The sequence below is a fragment of the Ornithinibacter sp. genome (genome assembly GCF_035443565.1).
In the GTDB taxonomy this organism is placed as follows: domain Bacteria; phylum Actinomycetota; class Actinomycetes; order Actinomycetales; family Dermatophilaceae; genus Fodinibacter.
On sequence record NZ_DAORSO010000022.1, the window covers coordinates 1 to 18,625 of the forward strand.

The window sequence follows — 18,625 nt, forward strand, 5'->3', positions numbered from 1 at the left end:
GCCTGCGTGCCGCCGGGGTGACGATCTTCAGCCCGCAGGACGGCCAGCGCCTCGGCCTGCCCGGCATGGTCAGCCAGGTCATCGCCGCGTGTGACGTCGATCTGGATGCCGTGTCGCCGCCGTCGGTGCCCGCCGTCCTCACCGGCGAACGGGCTGCCGTGGCCAGGGCCATCACCGCGGCCGAGACCGGCCACCTCACCGGTGAGATGCGCGCGGAACTCGAGCGGGCGGCATCCGGCCGCCGGACCCCGGTGCTCGGCATCACCGGTACGGGCGGGTCGGGCAAGTCGAGCCTGACCGACGAGCTCGTGCGCCGCCTTCGCGTGGACCAGCAGGACAAGCTGCGCATCGCGTGCGTCGCCATCGACCCGACCCGCCGCCGCGGTGGGGGAGCCTTGCTCGGTGACCGCATCCGGATGAACTCCCTCGACGGTGACCGGGTCTACTTCCGCTCGCTCGCCACCCGCGGTGGCCGCGAGGTGCCCGAGGCGCTCGGCGACGTGCTGACGATCCTCAAGGCGTCCGGCTTCGACCTGGTCATCGTCGAGACCCCCGGCATCGGGCAGGGGGATGCCGCGATCACCTCCTTCGCGGACGTCAACCTCTACGTCATGACGCCCGAGTTCGGTGCCGCCAGCCAGCTCGAGAAGATCGACATGCTCGACTTCGCCGACGTCGTCGCGATCAACAAGTTCGAGCGCCGCGGGGCGATGGACGCGCTGCGCGACGTCGGCCGCCAGATGGTGCGCAACCGGGAGGCGTTCGGCAAGAAGCCCGAGGACATGCCGGTGTTCGGCACCTCGGCCGCGACGTTCAACGACGACGGCGTCACCGCGCTCTACCAGGAGCTGCGCGACCAGCTCACGGCCCACGGGCTCGAGGTCGCCGAGGGTGCGCTGCCGGCGGTGTCGGTGCGGCACTCCTCGGTGCTGCGCCAGGTCGTGCCGCCGCAGCGGGTGCGCTACCTCGCCGAGATCGCCGAGACCGTGCGCCAGTTCCACGAGGACACCCAGCGGTTCGCCGAGGCCGCCCGCCGCGTGCAGCGCCTCACCGAGGTCGGGGCCGCCCTCGCCCGGGCCGGGTCCGACCGCTCGGGCGTCGACGCGCTGCTCTCCAGCGCCCAGGACGACCTGCCGCTGTCGGTGGCGCGCCAGCTCGCGGGGTGGAGCTCGGTCGTCGAGGCCTACTCGGGCGACGAGCAGGTCGTGACGATCCGCGACCGCGAGCTCCGCACCGCACTGGTCAAGGAATCGCTGTCCGGCAACCACATCCGTCGGGTGTCCCTGCCGCGCTACTCCGACGACGGCGACCTCGTCAGCTTCCTGCGCCGCGAGAACCTGCCCGGGTACTTCCCGTTCACCGCCGGGGTCTTCCCGTTCAAGCGCGACAACGAGGACCCGGCCCGCATGTTCGCCGGCGAGGGCGACCCCTTCCGCACCAACGCCCGCTTCAAGCTGCTCTCGCAGGGGCAGCCCGCGACCCGCCTGTCCACCGCGTTCGACTCGGTCACCCTCTACGGCCGCGACCCCGACCGGCGCCCCGACATCTACGGCAAGGTCGGCACCTCGGGCGTCTCGGTCGCGACCCTGGACGACATGCGCGAGCTGTATGCCGGGTTCGACCTCACGTCACCGACCACGAGCGTCTCGATGACGATCAACGGCCCGGCCCCGACGATCCTCGCGTTCTTCCTCAACACCGTCATGGACCGTGCGGTCGAGGCGTGGGCCACCGAGAACGGACGGGAGCCGAGCGCGCAGGAGGCGGACGGCATCCGTGCTCGTGCCCTGGCCACGGTGCGCGGCACGGTCCAGGCCGACATCCTCAAGGAGGACCAGGGCCAGAACACCTGCCTGTTCTCCACGGAGTTCTCGCTGCGGATGATGGCCGACATCCAGGAGTGGTTCATCGCCCACGAGGTGCGCAACTTCTACTCGGTGTCGATCAGCGGGTACCACATCGCCGAGGCAGGGGCGAACCCCATCAGCCAGCTCGCGTTCACCCTCGCGAACGGGTTCACCTACGTCGAGGCGTACCTGGCGCGCGGCATGGCGATCGACGACTTCGCGCCGAACCTGTCGTTCTTCTTCTCCAACGGGATGGACCCCGAGTACACCGTCATCGGTCGCGTCGCCCGCCGCATCTGGGCGATCGCGATGAAGGAGAAGTACGGCGCCAACGAGCGCAGCCAGAAGCTGAAGTACCACGTGCAGACCTCGGGCCGGTCGCTGCACGCCCAGGAGATGGACTTCAACGACATCCGCACCACGCTCCAGGCGCTGACGGCCATCTACGACAACGCGAACAGCCTGCACACCAACGCCTTCGACGAGGCGGTGACGACCCCGAGCGAGGAGTCGGTGCGCCGGGCGCTCGCGATCCAGATGATCATCAACCGCGAGTGGGGTCTGGCCGTCAACGAGAACCCGTTGCAGGGTTCCTTCGTCGTCGACGAGCTGACCGACCTCGTCGAGGCTGCGGTGCTCGCGGAGTTCGACCGGATCTCCGAGCGCGGAGGCGTGCTCGGCGCCATGGAGACCGGGTACCAGCGCGGGCGCATCCAGGACGAGTCGATGCTCTACGAGCACCGCAAGCACGACGGGTCGCTGCCGATCATCGGCGTCAACACCTTCATCGCCCCGGACACCGGTGAGGCACCTCGCGAGGTCGTGCTCGCCCGCGCGTCGGAGGCGGAGAAGGAGGGTCAGCTGGCCCGGGTGACGTCGTTCCGGGAGGGGCACCGCACCGAGGCGGAGGTCGCGTTGGCCCGGCTCAAGGCGTCCGCGGTGTCGGGCGAGAACGTCTTCGCCGTGCTCATGGATGCCGCTCGCGTGTGTTCGCTGCAGCAGGTCACCGAGGCGTTCTTCGAGGTCGGAGGCCAGTACCGCCGCAACGTGTGACCGGCGCGCGTCGGCCCGTAGCCAGCGGAGCCCCGGTAGGTACCTCGCCCAGAGTCCTTGCCCGCCGCAAGGGATTCCTTTCATCGGGCAAGGGCCCTGGACACGACCCCCTCCTCTCGACTGACGAGTTCGGCCCGCCGGTACTGACGGAGGACCGTGCGGGACGTGCGGATCAAGCGGCTGGAGAAATGGTCGACCGACGGGGTGAGCTTGGGTGACACACTCGTGGGATTGGAGGACGTCGTCGCGGTGCCGGTCGGTTTGCGTGGAGGGGAGGTCAACCATGACCACGAAGAGCCAGGCGACGGGCACCGGCATCGCGAGGGTGGCGCGGCTGTTCGTGCCGCTGTGCGCTGTTCCGGATTCGAAGAGAACCCTGACCGAGAGGTGTACACCACGGGGTCGGTGGCTGACTTCCAGGCGTACGCCTGCAGCTGAAGGGCTGTCGCACGTCCCCGTACCCCTCGTTGTCCACAGCCACGACACAACCGCGCGCTCGTCCTCAGGGCGACCTCGTCGCCGGGTCTTTCCCTGCCACGGTGGGCAGGGTGGTGCTCATGAAGGGGGAGGAGCACCATGGACGCCATGACCTTCGTCCTCGACGACCGCGTGTGGACCCGTGAGGAGCGTGACTCCCTGCCGCCGGACGGCAGCCGGCACGAGCTGCTCGATGGTGCCCTCGTCGTGACGCCGTCACCGGGGGTGCCTCACCAACGGATGGTGATGCGGCTCGCGCAGCTTCTGCTGGCGAACTGCCCCGCTGAGCTCGAGGTGTTCTTCGCACCCCTCGACGTCACGCTGGCCGCAGACACCGTCCTCGAGCCGGATCTCCTCGTCGTGCGTCGGTCGCAGGCGACCGGTGCCACCCTCGATGGCGTCCCGCTGCTGGCCATCGAGGTCGCCTCACCGAGCACCCGGATGGTCGACCGCAACCTCAAGCTCCCGAGGTTCGAGCGAGCCGGTTGCCCCTCGTTCTGGATCGTCGACCCGCTCCAGCCATCACTCACCGCGTGGGACCTGCGAGAAGGCCACTACGTGGAGGTTGCCCACGTCGTCGGTGAGCAGAGCTGGTCGGCGACCCTGCCGTTCCCCGTGACCATCCGACCAGCCGAGCTCATCGCCTGACACCTCGCGCTCCGCGCCCCGGCCGCGAGGAAAACCGTTCGTGGCGTGTCAGGGCGGCGACGTAGGTTGCTGACGATGTCCACCGCCACCACGAACACCCGCACACCCGTCGCCCAGCCCGCATCACCGACCCGCGCGGCCAGCAGACAGGTGGGTCTCGCGCGCCTGCGCGCATGGACCACGGGCGTGGCGCTCACGGCATCCGCGATCGGGGCGATCGGACGCACTCTGGGCACCGTCGTGGCCGGGCTGCTCGCGGCCAACCCGTCCACCAGGCTCGTCGGTCTCCTGGCGCTGTGCGTCGTCGGTGCCGCCGTCCTCGACACTGCGGGCCGCACGCTGTGGGCCTCGGTGGTCGACCGCGCGGAGGGTCGCCTGCGCGAGGATCTCGTGGATGCCGCGCTTCACCAACCGCTGTCGGCGCTCGGTGAGCAGGCGGTGGGGGAGGTGCTCGACCGGGTCGATGACGACACCCACGCCGTGGGCTCGATGCTGCGCCGCCAGGTGTGGGACGCCCTGCGCACCGTGTTCTCCGCCGTCCCCATGTGGATCGTCGCTGGTCTGACCTGGTGGCCGGCCTGGATCCTCTTCCCGGTCGCTGGGGCGGCCGCGTTCGCCATCATCCGCAGGCTGCTCCCGGCCATCGCGGAGCGGACCGTCGTCGAAGAGGCCGCCTGGACCGACCATGCCGCAGCCCTCGAGGAGGGGGTCTCCGCCCGAGACGACCTGCGCACCAGCCTGGGCCAGGCCCACGTCGTGCAGCGCCTCAGCACCCTGTCGGCAACCGTGCACCGCCGGTTCGACGAGCTGCTGGCGCTGCAGGCCCGCGCCACCCGGCGCACCGGCCTCCTGCTCTACTCGTTGCTCGCGGGCACGAGCATCGCAGGGGTGGCACTGGTCATCAGCGACGACCTGTCGGTGGCCCGCCTGGTCACCCTGTTCCTCGTCACGAGCACGTTCGTCGGGCAGATCGACCAGATGGCCCGCCACCTGCCCGAGCTGCAGACCGGCATCGGGGCCATCACGCGCCTGCGGCAGCTGCTCGAGTCGCCACCTGAGCCCGAGGGCGGTCGGCCTGTTCCTGCCGGGAACGTCGGGGTCGAGTTCCGGGACCTGCACTTCTCCTACGCCGAGGGGGACTTCGCCCTGGACGGCGTCAGCCTCGACATCCCCGCCGGCCGGACGTGCGCCCTCGTCGGGCGATCCGGGTCGGGCAAGTCCACGTTGGCCGCGCTGCTGTCGCGCGCCACCGACCCGCCCCTGGGGTCGGTCTTCCTCGGTGGCGTCGACGTGTGCGACCTCGACGTCCACGCACTGCGTTCTGCCGTCGGCGTCGTCACCCAGCGCACCGACATCCTCGCCGGGACCCTCGCCGAGAACATCGCCCTCTTCGCCGACGTGCCCACCTCGACGGTGCGCGCCGCCGTCACCGAACTCGGCCTCGACGACTGGGTCGACGGCCTGCCCGACGGCCTCGACACCACGCTCGGCCCCGGGGGCACCCCGCTCTCGGCGGGCGAGGAGCAGCTCGTCGCCTTTGCCCGGCTCCTCGTGCGCGACGTCGCCGTCGTCGTGCTCGACGAGGCCACCGCCCGGATGGACCCGGTGACCGAGAGCCTCGTCGTGATGGCCTCCGACCGCCTGCTCACCGGCCGCACCGGCATCCTCGTGGCGCACCGGCTCACCACGACGGCCCGAGCCGACCTCGTGGCGGTGCTCGACCACGGCCGGGTCGTCCAGCAGGGTCCGCGCTCCGTGCTCGCCACCACCGACGGCCCGTTCCGCCGGTTGCTCACCGCGGCAGGCACCGAGGCCGCCACCGAGGTAGGCGCCGACCCGGTACTCAAGGGGACCGCCGCGCAGGGTGGCGCGTCACGGCATCCCGGCGGCGACGTCGCGCTCGACGCCCCCGAGGCCTCGGACGCGCCCGACGCCATCGTCGGTGGCGCCCGCCGCACCGGCCCGCCGCCCGAGGCGCCCGACCCGGGTCACGGCCCGTCGTTGGCGCGAGGCGTGGTCACCGCCCTGCTCGTGCGCCCCCGATGGGGCATCTGGCCCGCGGTGCTGTTCCTCGTCTCCGCGCTCGGCGGGGCCTTTGGTGCCGCCACCGGCCTCGTCTGGGGCCTGGTCGTCGAGCACCTGGCCGACGGCGCAGGCTGGGACACCCGTACCGTCGTGCTCCTCGCCCTGGCGACCCTGTTCATCGTCGCGTCACCGCTGCTCATGACCGCGGCCATTCGGCGCTACCCGCGCTGGTGGGTCGAGGTGCTGCTGAGGGTGCGCATGTCGATCCTGATCGGGCAGACGCGACAGCACCGGCTCGAGAGCACGCCGCCCGGTGAGGTCGTGGCCCGCGCGATGGATGCCGACCGCTACGTCCTCTACGCCGACCGCTGGGTCGACTTCCTCAACGGGCTCGCCGTCGTCGCCGTCACCGCGATCCTCGGCGGCAGTGCACTGGCCGGAGGTGTGCTGCTCGGGGTGCTCGTCGGTTCGGCCCTCGCCTCGGCCGTCGGGCGGCCCATCGCGGGGCGCTCGGCCACCGAATCCTCCGCGGCCCGGGCCACCTTCGGCCGCTCCCTGGTGTCCGTCCTCGAATCCGCGCGGACCATCAAGCTGGCCTCGGCCACCCCCGCAGCCCGCAGCCACCTGCGCCGGGTCGACAGCGGCCGGGTCGACGCGGCCGTGTTCGAGCACCGGGTGCAGGCCATCCTCGACGGCGTGCCGGTGATCATGGTGCAGATCGGGGTGGTCGCTGCCTGGGCGGCCTTCGCCTCCGGGCGCTGGAGCCTGGCCACCGCGATCCTCGTCTCGGGTGCCGTCAACGGGTTCGACTGGTTCGGCCGGGTCGCCGGAGCCGTCGTCACCGAGGCGCCGGGAACCCGGTCCTGGCAGAAGGCGACGAGCGCCCTCGCCGGGGGTGTCGACCTCGTCGCCCTCCCGCCCGGCATCGACCTCGTCGAGGGCACCGCACCCGCAGCGCCCACCCCGCAGCACGTCCCGCTGCGCGAGCTCGAACTGCGCGACGTCGGTGCCATCCACGACGACGGCACCCGCGGCGTCGAGGGGGTCGACCTCACGGTCCGCGCCGGTGAACTCGTGCTGCTCCTCGGGCAGGTCGGGTCGGGCAAGTCGAGCCTGTTGCGCGGCCTCGCCGGCCTGATCCACCACACCGGCTCGATCACGTGGAACGGGGTCGAGGTCCACGACGCGCAGGTCTTCCTGCGGCCGGGCCAGGTGTCGTACGTCTCGCAGGTGCCGAGGGTGTTGTCCGGCTCGTTCGCCGACAACGTCGTGCTCGGTCACGGCCGCGCCCTCGACCGGGCCATCGCCGACGCCCGGCTGCGCGACGACGTCGAGGATGCCGGGGGGCACGACGCGCTCGTCGGTCACCGCGGCGTGCGGTTGTCAGGGGGCCAGGTCCAGCGGCTGGCCCTGGCCCGGGCACTGGCCACCGAGGCCGAGGTGCTGCTGGCCGATGACGTGTCGAGCGCCCTGGACGCCACCACCGAGATCGACCTGTGGTCCGCCCTGCGCGCCCGCGGCACCACGGTCATCGGGGCCACGTCGAAGCGGGCCGCGCTCGCCCAGGCCGACCGGGTCGTCGTGCTCGTCGACGGCCGGGTGGCCGAGGTCGGGCCATGGTCGGCTCTGGAACAGCGCTGGGCCCACCTCGCCGGCTGAGGGGGCGCGGCGAACGGCATCCGCCCTCCTGACCCGCCGCGGCTACCCTTGCGCCGTGCCGCACACCCGACCCCTGACCGACGCCGAAGCCACGGCCTACCTCAAGCGGATCCTCACGTCGCGCGTCTACGACGTCGTCGACGAGACCCCCCTGGATGCCGCGCCGGGCCTCAGCGCCCGCCTCGGCAGCACGGTGCTGCTCAAGCGCGAGGACCTCCAGTCGGTGTTCTCGTTCAAGATCCGCGGCGCGTACAACACGATGGCTCAGCTCAGCCCGCAGGCCCGCGCCGCCGGGGTCATCGCGGCGTCCGCCGGCAACCACGCGCAGGGGGTCGCGCGCGCGGCGTCCGTGCTCGGCTGCCACGCCGTCATCGTCATGCCGACGACGACACCCCAGCTCAAGGTGGATGCCGTGCGCGCCGCCGGGGTCGAGGTCGTCCTGCACGGCGACTCCTACTCCGACGCCGGGGCGCACGCCGCCGCCCTCGCCCACGAGCGCGGCCTGACGATGGTGCACCCGTTCGACGACCCCGACGTCATCGCCGGGCAGGGCACCATCGGCATGGAGATCCTGCGACAGGTCACCGGCCCCTTGGATGCCGTGTTCGTCGCCGTGGGCGGTGGCGGGCTCATCTCCGGGATCGCGGCCTACGTCAAGGCGCTGCGCCCGGACGTCAAGGTCATCGGGGTGCAGACCGACGACTCCGACGCCATGGCCCGATCGCTCGAGGCCGGGCACCGGGTCGAGCTCGAGCACGTCGGGCTGTTCTCCGACGGCACCGCGGTGCGTCTGGTGGGGGAGGAGACCTTCCGGGTCGCCAGCGCGTTCGTCGACGAGATGATCCGCGTCGACACGGATGCCGTGTGCGCCGCCATCAAGGACGTCTTCACCGACACGCGCGCCATCCTCGAACCCGCTGGCGCCCTCGCCGTCGCCGGCCTCAAGGAGTACGCCGCCCGCCCCGGCTCAGCCGGCAGCACGTACGTCGCCGTGGCCTGCGGCGCGAACATGGACTTCGACCGCCTGCGCTTCGTCGCCGAGCGGGCCGAGATCGGTGAGCAGCGTGAGGCCGTGTTCGCGGTGACCATCCCCGAGCAGCGGGGGAGCTTCCGCAAGCTGCTCGAGGTCATCGGGCCCGGGCGCGAGGTCACCGAGTTCAACTACCGGATCGCCGACAGCGACACTGCGCACGTCTTCGTCGGGCTCCAGGTCCGCGGCCGCGACGAGGCCCGCCGCCTCGCGCAGGGCTTCGAGGATGCCGGGCTGCCGGCCCTGGACCTCACCGACGACGAGCTCGCCAAGCTGCACCTGCGCCACCTGGTCGGGGGACGCACCACCCTGGCCGACGACGAGGTGCTGCACCGCTACGAGTTCCCCGAGCGACCAGGTGCCCTCGTGCGTTTCCTCGCGGCGATGGCGCCGGGGTGGAACATCTCGCTGTTCCACTACCGCGGCCACGGCTCGGACGTCGGGCGCGTGCTCGTCGGGATGCAGGTGCCGCCCAGCGACCGCGCGGCCTTCGACACCTTCCGCGAGACCCTGGGCTACCGCTCCTGGGACGAGACCGACAACCCGGCCTACCGTCAGTTCCTGAGGTAGCCGACGGCCCGTCAGCCCAGCCCGACGGCCCGTCAGCCCAGGCGTTCGCGCAGCCAGGCGATGTCAGCAGCCTGCCCCTCGACCCCACCGGGGGTCTCGCAGACCACCGGTGCGCCAGCGGCTCGCACGACGTCGGCGAGGTCACCCGCGTCGATGAGCCCGGACCCGAAGTTGGTGTGCCGGTCGGCACCGGAGTCGAAGGTGTCGCGCGAGTCGTTGGCGTGCACGAGGTCGATGCGCCCGGTGATGGCCAGCACCCGATCGACGACGTCACCGAGGTCGTTGCCGCCGGCGTGGGCGTGGCAGGTGTCGAGGCAGAACCCGACCTGGTCACCGCCGGATGCCGCGCCGATGGCGTCCCACAGGCGGGCGATTGCCTCGAGCCGGCGGGCCATGGCGTTGTCCCCACCCGCGGTGTTCTCGATGAGCAGCGGCACCGGCAGGTCGAGGCCGTCGATGCACTTGCGCCAGTTGTCGAACCCGACCGCAGCGTCCTCGTCCTTGCCGAGGTGGCCGCCGTGCACGACGACCGCCTTGGCGCCGATCTCGGCGGCGGCGTGCAGGTGCTGCTGGAGGAGCTTGCGGCCCGGGATCCGCACCCGGTTGTTCGTCGACGCGACGTTGATCGGGTACGGCGCGTGGACGTACAGGTCGACCCCGGCATCCTCGGCAGCAGCCTTGAGGGCAGGGGCGCCCCCGGCGTACGCCACGACCGGGCCCTTGTAGCTCTGCGGGTCGCCGAGGAAGATCTGCGAGAGGGTCGCCCCACGGGCGAGTGCCTCCGCGACGGGGTCGCTGCTGTCGACGTGCCCACCGATGCGTTGTGACATGGAACCACCGTAGGGGGCGCCACCGACTGGCAGGATGGCGACCATGCTGACCGCGAACACCACCGCCATCGTGACCGGAGGAGCATCAGGGCTCGGAGCCGCCACCGCGGCCGCCCTCGCCGCCGCCGGATCCCGCGTCATCGCCCTCGACCTGCCCGCCGCGTGCGAGTCGGGCCCAGCGGTTGAGGGGGTGCAGTACGTGCCCACCGACGTGACGTCCGAGGAGGAGGTCCGCGCGGCCGTGGCCACGGCATCCGATGATCCGGCAAAGCCGCTGCGCATCGTCGTCAACTGCGCCGGCATCGGCCCGTCGACCCGCATCCTCGGGCGCAAGGGCGTGCACGACCTCGCCCTGTTCCGCAAGGTCGTCGAGATCAACCTCGTCGGCTCGTTCACCGTCATGGCGCTGGCTGCCGAGGCCATCGCCCAGACCGAGCCCGACGCCGACGGCCAGCGCGGTGTCGTCATCAGCACCGCGAGCATCGCCGCCTTCGACGGTCAGGTCGGCCAGGCCGCCTACAGCTCGTCCAAGGGTGGCATCGTCGGGCTCACGCTGCCGGCCGCTCGTGACCTCGCCCAGTACGGCATCCGGGTCGTCACCATCGCCCCCGGCATCGTCGAGACCCCGATGCTCGCGACCGTGTCCGAGGAGTTCCGGGCCGGCCTGGCCGCCGGGGTGCCCTTCCCGCAACGCCTCGCGCGCCCCGAGGAGTACGCCAAGCTGGCGCTCGCGATCGTCGACCACGACTACCTCAACGGCGAGACGATCCGCATGGACGGCGCCCTGCGGATGGCGCCGCGCTGACGCGCACCTCACGGATGCCGGGTCGCGAGGGTCGGATGCCGGGTCGTCACCTGCGCCTGAGGCGCACCCTGCGTGACGATCTCCGTCAGGACATCGCCCTGCCCGATCGCGTCGACCGCATCGTCTCCCTCGTGCCGTCACTGACCGAGGCCCTCGCGGTGACGGTGCCCGACCGGCTCGTCGGTGCCACCGACTGGTGCACCCATCCCGCTGACCTCGACGCCCGCGGGGTCGGGAGGGTGCGTGGCACGAAGAACCCGGATCTCGCGGCCATCGCCGCCCTGCAGCCCGACCTCGTCGTGGCCAACAAGGAGGAGAACCGCGAACTGGACGTGCGCCGGTTGCGTGAGCGCGGCATCCCCGTCTGGGTCACCGACATCGAGACGGTTCCCGCGTCGATCACCTCGATGCGGCGCCTGCTGCGCGAGGTCCTCGGGCTGAGGGAGGACCCCGCCTGGCTGGCGGAGGCGGACCGGGCCTGGAGTGGCCCGGTGCCCGCCCCGAGCGCCCGGGTCGTCGTGCCGATCTGGCGTGATCCGTGGATGGTCATCGGGCGCCCGACGTTCACGGCCGACCTGTTGGCGCGCTCCGGTTTCCAGGTCGTGACGGCCGGGGTGACCGGCCGCTATCCGGGCCTCGAACCGGAGGTCATCGACGATCCTGCGCTGGCGGACCTCGTGCTCCTGCCGGACGAGCCGTACGTGTTCACGGCCGCTGACGGGCCGGAGGTGTTCGAGCGACTGCCGACCCGACTGGTGTCTGGCCGGCTCATCACCTGGTATGGCCCGTCCCTCATCGAGGCGCGGATTTCACTGGACCGATCCTGAGCGTGTACTGTCTCCGTGGCGCCCAGCGGTCTCCGCTGGTAGCGCACGCCCCCTTAGCTCAGTCGGCAGAGCGTTTCCATGGTAAGGAAAAGGTCGTCGGTTCGATTCCGACAGGGGGCTCCGGTCCGGCCGGGGCCTGCCCTCGTGGCTGGCTGCGGATCGAACCCCTGGCGGGGTAGCTCAGCTGGTTAGAGCGCACGACTCATAATCGTGAGGTCGCGGGATCGAGCCCCGCTCCCGCTACCAAGGCCGCGATTTCGGGGAATGCCCGAAGCCGCGTACCCTGTTGTGCTGGTGACGCGCGTGCAATCGTGCCTCCGCGCGACGCCCGACGATCGAATCACTTTCCCGAGAGCAGGTTGCCCCCATGGCCAAGGCCACCGACGTCCGCCCCAAGATCACCCTGGCGTGCACGGAGTGCAAGGAGCGCAACTACATCACCAAGAAGAACCGCCGGAACGACCCCGAGCGTCTCGACCTGGCGAAGTTCTGCCCGCGCTGCAAGCACCACACGACCCACCGCGAGACCCGCTGACCTCAGCGGTTCCGCCACGAGAGGCCGCCTGCACCACCTGGTGCTGGCGGCCTCTCGGCGTTCTTTCCGGACATTTCTGCCAGCGAACGTGCGCGTGGCTGCGTCGGCTCGCGCCCGGCTGCGACGCCGGGCCTAGAGTGGTCGCCATGGCCGTGAACCCAGATTTCGCCGGGCGCACCTACCCGCCCAGTGGTCCGTATGCCGTCGACGCGGCACTCATCGCGGCGTTCGCCGCAGCCGTCGGGTCCACCGACCCGGTGCACACCGATGCCGCCGCGGCGCAGGCCGCCGGGTACGGCGACGTCATCGCGCCACCGACGATGGCCGTGCGCTTCTCCCAGCAGAGCGAGCGCGCCTACGTCACCGACCCCGAGGCGGCGATCGACTTCAGCCGGGTCGTGCACGGCGAGCAGCGGTTCGTCCACCACCGACCCATCACGGCCGGGGACGAGCTCGTCGGCGTCACGACGGTGGATGCCGTGCGCTCCGCCGGCGGCCACTCGATGGTCACCACCCGCACCGAGCTCGCGACGACCGCCGGGGATGCCGTCGCGACCTCCACGTCCACGATCGTCGTTCGCGGCGGGGAGGAGTGAGCATGCCTGTTCGCCCGCTGTCCGAGGTCGCCGTCGGCGACGTCATCGGCCCGGTGACCGTGCCCGTGGCCCGCGAGACCCTCGTCGCCTACGCCAACGCCTCCCTGGACCAGAACCCCATCCACCAGGACGAGGAGTTCGCCCGCTCGGTCGGGCTGCCCGACGTCATCGCCCACGGCATGTGGACGATGGGGGCCTCCGGCACCGTCGTCGCCGACTGGGCCGGGGATGCCGGCAGGGTCGTCGAGTTCGGCACCCGGTTCACCCGCCCCGTCGAGGTGCCCGTCGACGGCAACGAGATCGTGGTGCAGGGACTGGTCAAGGCCGTCGACCCCGACACCGGGCGGGTCACCGTCGACGTCACGACGACGTGTGGCGGTGACAAGGTGCTGGGCCGCTGCATCGCGGTCGTCCGGCTCGACTGATGCGCCTGCTGCACGACGAACCGATCGCCGCCCACACGACGATGCGGGTCGGCGGCCCTGCTGCCCGGATGGTCGTCGTCGAGACGCCTGACGAGCTCGTCGACGCCGTGCGTGAGGTGGACGACGCCGACGAACCGCTGCTCGTGCTCGGTGGCGGCTCCAACCTCGTCGTCGCGGATGCCGGGTTCGCCGGCACCGTGGTCAAGGTCGAGACCAGGGGCCTGGTCGTCGACTCGCTGGACCAGTGCGGCGGAGCCAACGTCACCGTCGCGGCGGGGGAGCCGTGGGACGACGTCGTGGCCCGGGCCGTCGACGAGGGGTGGTCCGGGATCGAGGCGCTGTCCGGCATCCCCGGGTCGTGTGGTGCCACGCCCGTGCAGAACGTCGGGGCCTACGGGCAGGAGGTCGCCCAGACCATCGCCCGGGTCCGCGTGTGGGACCGCCTCGAAGGACGGGTGCGGACGATGATGTCGCTGGACTGCCGGTTCAGCTACCGGCACTCGCTGTTCAAGGGGACCGACCGCTACGTCGTCATCGACGTGATGTTCCAGCTCATCCCGGGGACGCTGTCACAGCCCGTTCGCTACGCCGATCTCGCGACCCAGCTCGGCGTCGCCGTGGGTGACCGGGTGCCGCTCGCCGAGGCGCGTGAGGCGGTGCTGGCGCAGCGGCGGCGTCGCGGCATGGTGCTGGATGCCGGTGACCACGACACGTGGAGCTGCGGCTCGTTCTTCACCAACCCGCTGCTGAGCCCGGCACAGTTAGAGGCGCTGGAGGAGCGCGTGCACGAGCACCTCGGTGCTGATGTCTCCCCGCCGCGCTACCCGGATGCCGGCGGACAGGTGAAGACCAGCGCCGCCTGGCTCATCGAGCGGGCGGGGTTCACCAAGGGTTTCGGGATGCCCGGGCCCGCGGCGCTGTCGACCAAGCACACACTCGCGGTGACGAACCGGGGCGGGGCGACGGCATCCGAGATCGCTGACTTGGGGCGAACGGTGCGCGACGGCGTTCACGACGTCTTCGGCGTCACCCTCGTCAACGAGCCGGTGTTCGTCGGCCACAGCCTGTGAAGGTGGTGCGCTGACACCGGTGGGGCGGCATCCGCAACGGCGACCGCTGAGAGCGGGGCCAGGTACTGGTGGGGGGACGTCCGGATGCTTCACATCGTGAGCCACCTGCCCCGCCGGCTCACCACGCGAAGCAATCCCTGGATGCATCGCGTGGTGAGCCAGACGGGCCCCGCTCGCCCCGTGCTCGAACCATCCAGGGGGTGGATCGAGTAGTGCGCCACTCAACGGTTGCTCCGCGGCGTTGAACCATCCGGGGGATGGTTCGCGGGGGAGGGCAGGGATGTCCCAGAGGGGAGGGCAGGGATGGTGGGGTGGCGGTGAGGGTTGCGCGAGCTGTCGATCACGCCGCGTCGTGTTCGTCGCCGTGTGGAGCCGCCGCGGCGTCGTCGGGGCTGCTGTCCCCGTGGTCATCCCCCTCGTCGTCGTCACCCAGGTCGCCGAGGAGCAGAGTGAGGTCGGGACGTGGCACGGGTGCGTACCACTTCGGCTTCTCGGTCGGACCGTTGAAGAACTCGTGCATCCACCACCACAGCGGCGGGTTGGTCACCGCGTAGACCTTTCGGTGGGCCGGGAACCGGCGGCTGCCACCGCGAACCGCGGCCACGAGGTCGGTCGGCGCCCAGGCCTCCGGTGGGACGCGCCGGGGTACCACCTGAAGCTCCGGCTCATCGTCGCTGGTGGCGGAACATCCCGATGCCCCGCCGTCCGGGGACGGATCGGGCTCGCTCTGCGAGAACGTGACACACAGCATGAAGCCCGTTCCGACGAGAGCATCGGAGATCGTGTCGAGGCGCATCTGCCCGGCGCCTGCTTCGAGTCGAGCGAGCATGGCGCGACTCAGACCCCGATGCTTCGCGTACGCACGCTGACTCAGGCCGAGTCGCCGGCGATGCTCGCGCAGAGCCAACCCCACCTCCTCCTGCACGGTGAGGAACGTTCGGGCGCGGCGAAGGGCGGGCACCCACGTGTTCGGTAGTCCTCGTGCATCATCCATGGCGCCAGCGTGCCCATGGAGGCTCGCTGACTGAAGACCGACTCCGACGGCTGGGGACAAGTGCTCGCGCCCCGCATCCCTGTGGACAACGGGAGCCTTCAGGCCGGGGCCGCCTGCGCCACGAGCGTGGGCATGGCCTGGCCAGGCGGTGGCTCACGACGTGAAGCATCCGGACGTCCCCTGGCCCCCACCCCCCTCAGGCTCTCAGGCACGCCCTCCGCAGCGCGTCAGCCGCGCCGACCCAGCCGCGCCGCGCTACCTCAGCCGCGCAGCCAGGCATCGACGTCCGCCACGGCCGCGGCGACCACGTCCGAGGGTGCCCGGCTGGCCCGCAGCGACCCCAGCGCCAACCCGGCCAGGCCGGCGTCGTCGATGCCGTGCACCTCGCGCGCGGTCGTGTACTGCTGCGCGAGCCGCGACCCGAAGATCACCGGGTCGTCGGCTCCGAGCGCAACGGTCGCCCCGGCATCCAGCAACTGTCGCAACGGAACCTCGTGCGCGTCCACGTACACCCCGAGGGCCACGTTCGACCCGGGGCACACCTCGAGCGCCACGCCCGCGGCGACGACCCGGTCGAGCACCGCCGGGTCCTCCACGCTGCGGACCCCGTGGCCGAGCCGGTCCGGGCGCAGCGAGTCCAGGGTCTCGGCGACGGCCTGCGCCCCGAGCAACTCACCGGCGTGGGGGAGCAGGGCCAGCCCCGCCCGGTCCGCGATCGCGAAGGCCGGCCCGAACTCAGCCGTCACCCCGCGGCGCTCGTCGTTCGAGAGGCCGAACCCGACCACGGTGCCCGGCCCCGATCCCGCGTACCGCGCCGCCAGCCGGGCCAGCGTCCGCGCCTCCAACGGGTGCCGCATCCGGCTCGCCGCCACGACGACACCGACCTGCGCGGCCCCCGGCTCGGCGGAGACCGCCCGGGCCTCGTCGAGCACGATCTCGATCGCCGGGGTGATGCCGCCGACGAACGGCGCGTACGACGTCGGGTCGATCTGCAGCTCGAGCCAGCGCGACCCCTCAGCGCCGTCGTCGAGCGCCGCCTCGCGCACGATCCGGCGCATGTCGGCCTCCCCGCGCACACACGCGCGGGCCGCGTCGTACAGCCGCTGGAAGCGGAACCAGCCGCGATCGTCCGCGGCGTCGAAGTGCGGCGGCCAGTCGTGGGTCAGGGCCGCAGGCAGTCGGATGCCGTGCTGCTCGGCGAGGTCGCGGACGGTCTCCACCCGCATGGACCCGGTGAAGTGCAGGTGCAGGTGAGCCTTGGGCAGGTCCGTCACGGACCGCTGGGACGCAGCGGTCGCCTCGCTCACTCGGAGTCGCTGTCCTCGGGCAGTCGCTCGATGACGTGCATCGCGGCCTCTTCGGCCGAGGCGGCCGCACCGTCGATGCCGACGTCCTCGCCGATCAGGAGGCTCTCGCTGTCCTCGCCCACCCCGCGGTCGGGGGCGACGAGGCGACCGGCCCGCAGCCCGCCGACCTCGCCGTCGCCGATCCAGTCGTCCTCGGCGTCGATGCTGTCGGGGTCGTCGCCGCCGATGCGGTCCCGCTCGTGCAGGCCCGACTCGTTGTCGGGGGCACCGTAGGCAGACGTCGGGTCCGGCACCTCCTGGGCGATCCGCTGCTCGATGGTCTCGTCGCGGTGCTGTTCGGATGCCGTGACGCCGTGGGCGCGTGACCCGCGGTCGGTGTCCGGCGGGGAGTAGCCGCGGTCGAGGACGTCGACGTCGTCGTCGTCCAAGGTGTCCCCGGGCTGCAGCTGGTCCTCGTCATCGAGGCTGTAGGCGCCGAGGTCGGTGGTCAGGCTTTCCTGGGGTTCGGACATGCCCTCAGCCTACGGCCGTGAGCTGCTCAGCGGCGGCGAGGGCGACGCACGTCGCAACCCCCGCCATGGCCGTCTCGACCTCGGCCAGCTGGGGGAAGGACGGTGCCAGTCGGATGTTGCGGTCGCGGGGGTCCTGACCGTGCGGGAACGATGCCCCCGCGGGGGTCAGGGCGATGCCGGCGGCCTTCGCCAGGGCGACGACGCGGGCCGCGCAGCCATCCGGGACGTCGAGGGAGACGAAGTAACCGCCGGCCGGGCGGGTCCACTCCGCGATGCCCAGGCCGTCCAGCTCGGCGGTCAACGCGGCATCCACCGCGGCGAACTTCGGAGCGAGGATCTCGCGGTGGCGGGCCATGTGGTCACGCACACCCTGCGCCGAGCCGAAGAACTGGATGTGGCGGAGCTGGTTGACCTTGTCGGGGCCGATCGAGGCGAACTGCTGGTGCCCCAGGTAGGCGGCGATGTTGTCGCGGGACGCGGCGAGGAACGCGACCCCGGCGCCGGCGTAGGTGATCTTGCTCGTCGACGCGAACATGATCGGTCGGTGCGGGTGCCCGGCGGCCGAGGACAGGGAGAGGATGTCGGCCGACTTCGCCTCGTCGGCGGTGAGGTGGTGCAGCGCGTACGCGTTGTCCCAGAAGATCCTGAAGTCCGGGGCCGCTGTGGGCATCGACGCCAGCCGGCTCGCGACCTCCTGCGTGACCACGGACCCTGCCGGGTTGGCGTACGTCGGGACGATCCACATGCCCTTGACCGACGGGTCGTCGCGCACGAGGGCCTCGACGGCGGCGACGTCCGGGCCGTCGGCCAGCATCGGCACGCTCACCATCTCGATGCCGTAGGAGGCGAGCATCGTGAAGTGCCGGTCGTACCCGGGCACCGGACAGACGAAGGTGACCTTCTCCTCGTCCTTCCACGGCCTGGGCGAGTCCAGCCCGCCGTGCAGCAGGTGCTGGACGAGCACGTCGTGCATCATCGTCAGGCTGGAACTGCCACCGGCGACGAGCTGGTCGGGGTCGACCCACAGCAGCTCGGCGAACATCTCGCGCAGTTCCCGCAGGCCGGTCAGGCCCCCGTAGTTGCGCACGTCGACACCGTCGGCGTCCTTGACCCCCTCGGGCAGGGACAACAACCTGTCGGACAGGTCGAGCTGGGCGCTGCTCGGCTTGCCACGGGTGAGGTCCAGCGTCAGGCCGCGCTCGCACAGTGCGTCGTAGGCTGCGCGCTGCTCCTCGAGGTAGGCCTGCAGTTCCTGGGGGGAACGCTCGGCGAGGGGGGTGGTGGCTGCGGTGTCGGTGCTCACCCCCATATCGTGGCAGAGCAGGGACCGGACCCGCCCACGAGCGCCGCAGTCGCGAGCGAGTTCGCGCCCGGGTGGGGGCGTCGCGTATGCTTGCCCTTCGGTGTGATCACCA

At 71.6% G+C, this 18,625-nt stretch carries 16 protein-coding genes and 2 tRNA genes; 13 read left to right on the forward strand and 5 right to left on the reverse strand.

Translation table 11 applies throughout. The annotated features are described in order from the left end of the window. The 5 genes from icmF to ilvA form a co-directional block, all read left to right on the forward strand. A partial coding sequence (gene icmF / locus PLL68_RS04350) for a fused isobutyryl-CoA mutase/GTPase IcmF (RefSeq protein WP_324531991.1) occupies window positions 1-2,900 on the forward strand: 2,900 nt, incomplete at its 5' end. Between the two features lie 165 nt (window positions 2,901-3,065). Continuing rightward, the gene (locus PLL68_RS04355; protein WP_324531993.1) at window positions 3,066-3,338 is read left to right on the forward strand and encodes a hypothetical protein; all 273 of its coding nucleotides are present in this window, start codon (window positions 3,066-3,068) and stop codon (window positions 3,336-3,338) included. 138 nt (window positions 3,339-3,476) lie between these two features. Continuing rightward, on the forward strand, window positions 3,477-4,025 hold the full coding sequence (locus tag PLL68_RS04360) for a Uma2 family endonuclease (RefSeq protein ID WP_324531995.1): 549 nt from the start codon (window positions 3,477-3,479) through the stop codon (window positions 4,023-4,025). Between the two features lie 75 nt (window positions 4,026-4,100). Beyond that, window positions 4,101-7,709, forward strand: coding sequence for an ATP-binding cassette domain-containing protein (locus PLL68_RS04365; RefSeq protein WP_324531997.1), 3,609 nt, complete (start codon window positions 4,101-4,103; stop codon window positions 7,707-7,709). A gap of 55 nt (window positions 7,710-7,764) precedes the next feature. Beyond that, window positions 7,765-9,309, forward strand: a complete 1,545-nt coding sequence (gene ilvA, locus PLL68_RS04370; protein ID WP_324531999.1) for a threonine ammonia-lyase, biosynthetic — start codon at window positions 7,765-7,767, stop codon at window positions 9,307-9,309. Between the two features lie 32 nt (window positions 9,310-9,341). Here ilvA and PLL68_RS04375 read toward each other — a convergent pair whose 3' ends face one another. Further along, window positions 9,342-10,139, reverse strand: coding sequence for a deoxyribonuclease IV (locus PLL68_RS04375; protein ID WP_324532001.1), 798 nt, complete (start codon window positions 10,137-10,139; stop codon window positions 9,342-9,344). 43 nt (window positions 10,140-10,182) lie between these two features. Here PLL68_RS04375 and PLL68_RS04380 point away from each other — a divergent pair, with 43 nt between their 5' ends. The 8 genes from PLL68_RS04380 (at window position 10,183) to PLL68_RS04415 (ending at window position 14,397) form a co-directional block, all read left to right on the forward strand. Then, window positions 10,183-10,944, forward strand: coding sequence for an SDR family NAD(P)-dependent oxidoreductase (locus PLL68_RS04380; protein WP_324532003.1), 762 nt, complete (start codon window positions 10,183-10,185; stop codon window positions 10,942-10,944). A gap of 35 nt (window positions 10,945-10,979) precedes the next feature. Further along, window positions 10,980-11,771 (forward strand): helical backbone metal receptor, encoded by a 792-nt coding sequence (locus PLL68_RS04385; RefSeq protein WP_324532005.1) that lies wholly within the window; start codon window positions 10,980-10,982, stop codon window positions 11,769-11,771. A gap of 47 nt (window positions 11,772-11,818) precedes the next feature. Next, a tRNA-Thr gene (locus PLL68_RS04390) sits at window positions 11,819-11,891 on the forward strand. A gap of 49 nt (window positions 11,892-11,940) precedes the next feature. After that, window positions 11,941-12,017 (forward strand) — tRNA-Met (locus PLL68_RS04395). 121 nt (window positions 12,018-12,138) lie between these two features. Next, window positions 12,139-12,306 (forward strand): 50S ribosomal protein L33, encoded by a 168-nt coding sequence (gene rpmG, locus PLL68_RS04400; RefSeq protein ID WP_324532007.1) that lies wholly within the window; start codon window positions 12,139-12,141, stop codon window positions 12,304-12,306. A 146-nt stretch (window positions 12,307-12,452) separates the two neighbouring features. After that, complete coding sequence (locus tag PLL68_RS04405; RefSeq protein WP_324532009.1) at window positions 12,453-12,902, forward strand: FAS1-like dehydratase domain-containing protein; 450 nt, start codon at window positions 12,453-12,455, stop codon at window positions 12,900-12,902. A gap of 2 nt (window positions 12,903-12,904) precedes the next feature. Next, entirely contained in the window at window positions 12,905-13,327 is a 423-nt protein-coding gene (locus PLL68_RS04410) for a MaoC family dehydratase (RefSeq protein ID WP_324532011.1), read from the forward strand. Then, on the forward strand, window positions 13,327-14,397 hold the full coding sequence (locus tag PLL68_RS04415) for a UDP-N-acetylmuramate dehydrogenase (RefSeq protein ID WP_324532013.1): 1,071 nt from the start codon (window positions 13,327-13,329) through the stop codon (window positions 14,395-14,397). Before PLL68_RS04410 ends, PLL68_RS04415 begins: the two co-directional genes overlap by 1 nt. A 340-nt stretch (window positions 14,398-14,737) precedes the next feature. Here the strand turns inward: PLL68_RS04415 and PLL68_RS04420 are convergent, their stop codons facing one another. From PLL68_RS04420 to PLL68_RS04435, 4 genes are all read right to left on the reverse strand, one after another. Further along, window positions 14,738-15,226 carry a hypothetical protein gene (locus tag PLL68_RS04420; protein WP_324532015.1) on the reverse strand — a complete coding sequence of 163 codons (489 nt, stop codon included), beginning with the start codon at window positions 15,224-15,226 and terminating at the stop codon, window positions 14,738-14,740. 425 nt (window positions 15,227-15,651) lie between these two features. Then, entirely contained in the window at window positions 15,652-16,698 is a 1,047-nt protein-coding gene (locus tag PLL68_RS04425) for an adenosine deaminase (RefSeq protein ID WP_324532016.1), read from the reverse strand. Continuing rightward, complete coding sequence (locus tag PLL68_RS04430) at window positions 16,695-17,210, reverse strand: DUF5709 domain-containing protein (RefSeq protein ID WP_324532018.1); 516 nt, start codon at window positions 17,208-17,210, stop codon at window positions 16,695-16,697. Before PLL68_RS04430 ends, PLL68_RS04425 begins: the two co-directional genes overlap by 4 nt. 4 nt (window positions 17,211-17,214) lie before the next feature. Then, window positions 17,215-18,513, reverse strand: coding sequence for an aspartate aminotransferase type Ic (locus PLL68_RS04435; RefSeq protein ID WP_324532020.1), 1,299 nt, complete (start codon window positions 18,511-18,513; stop codon window positions 17,215-17,217). Window positions 18,514-18,625: the final 112 nt, after the last annotated feature.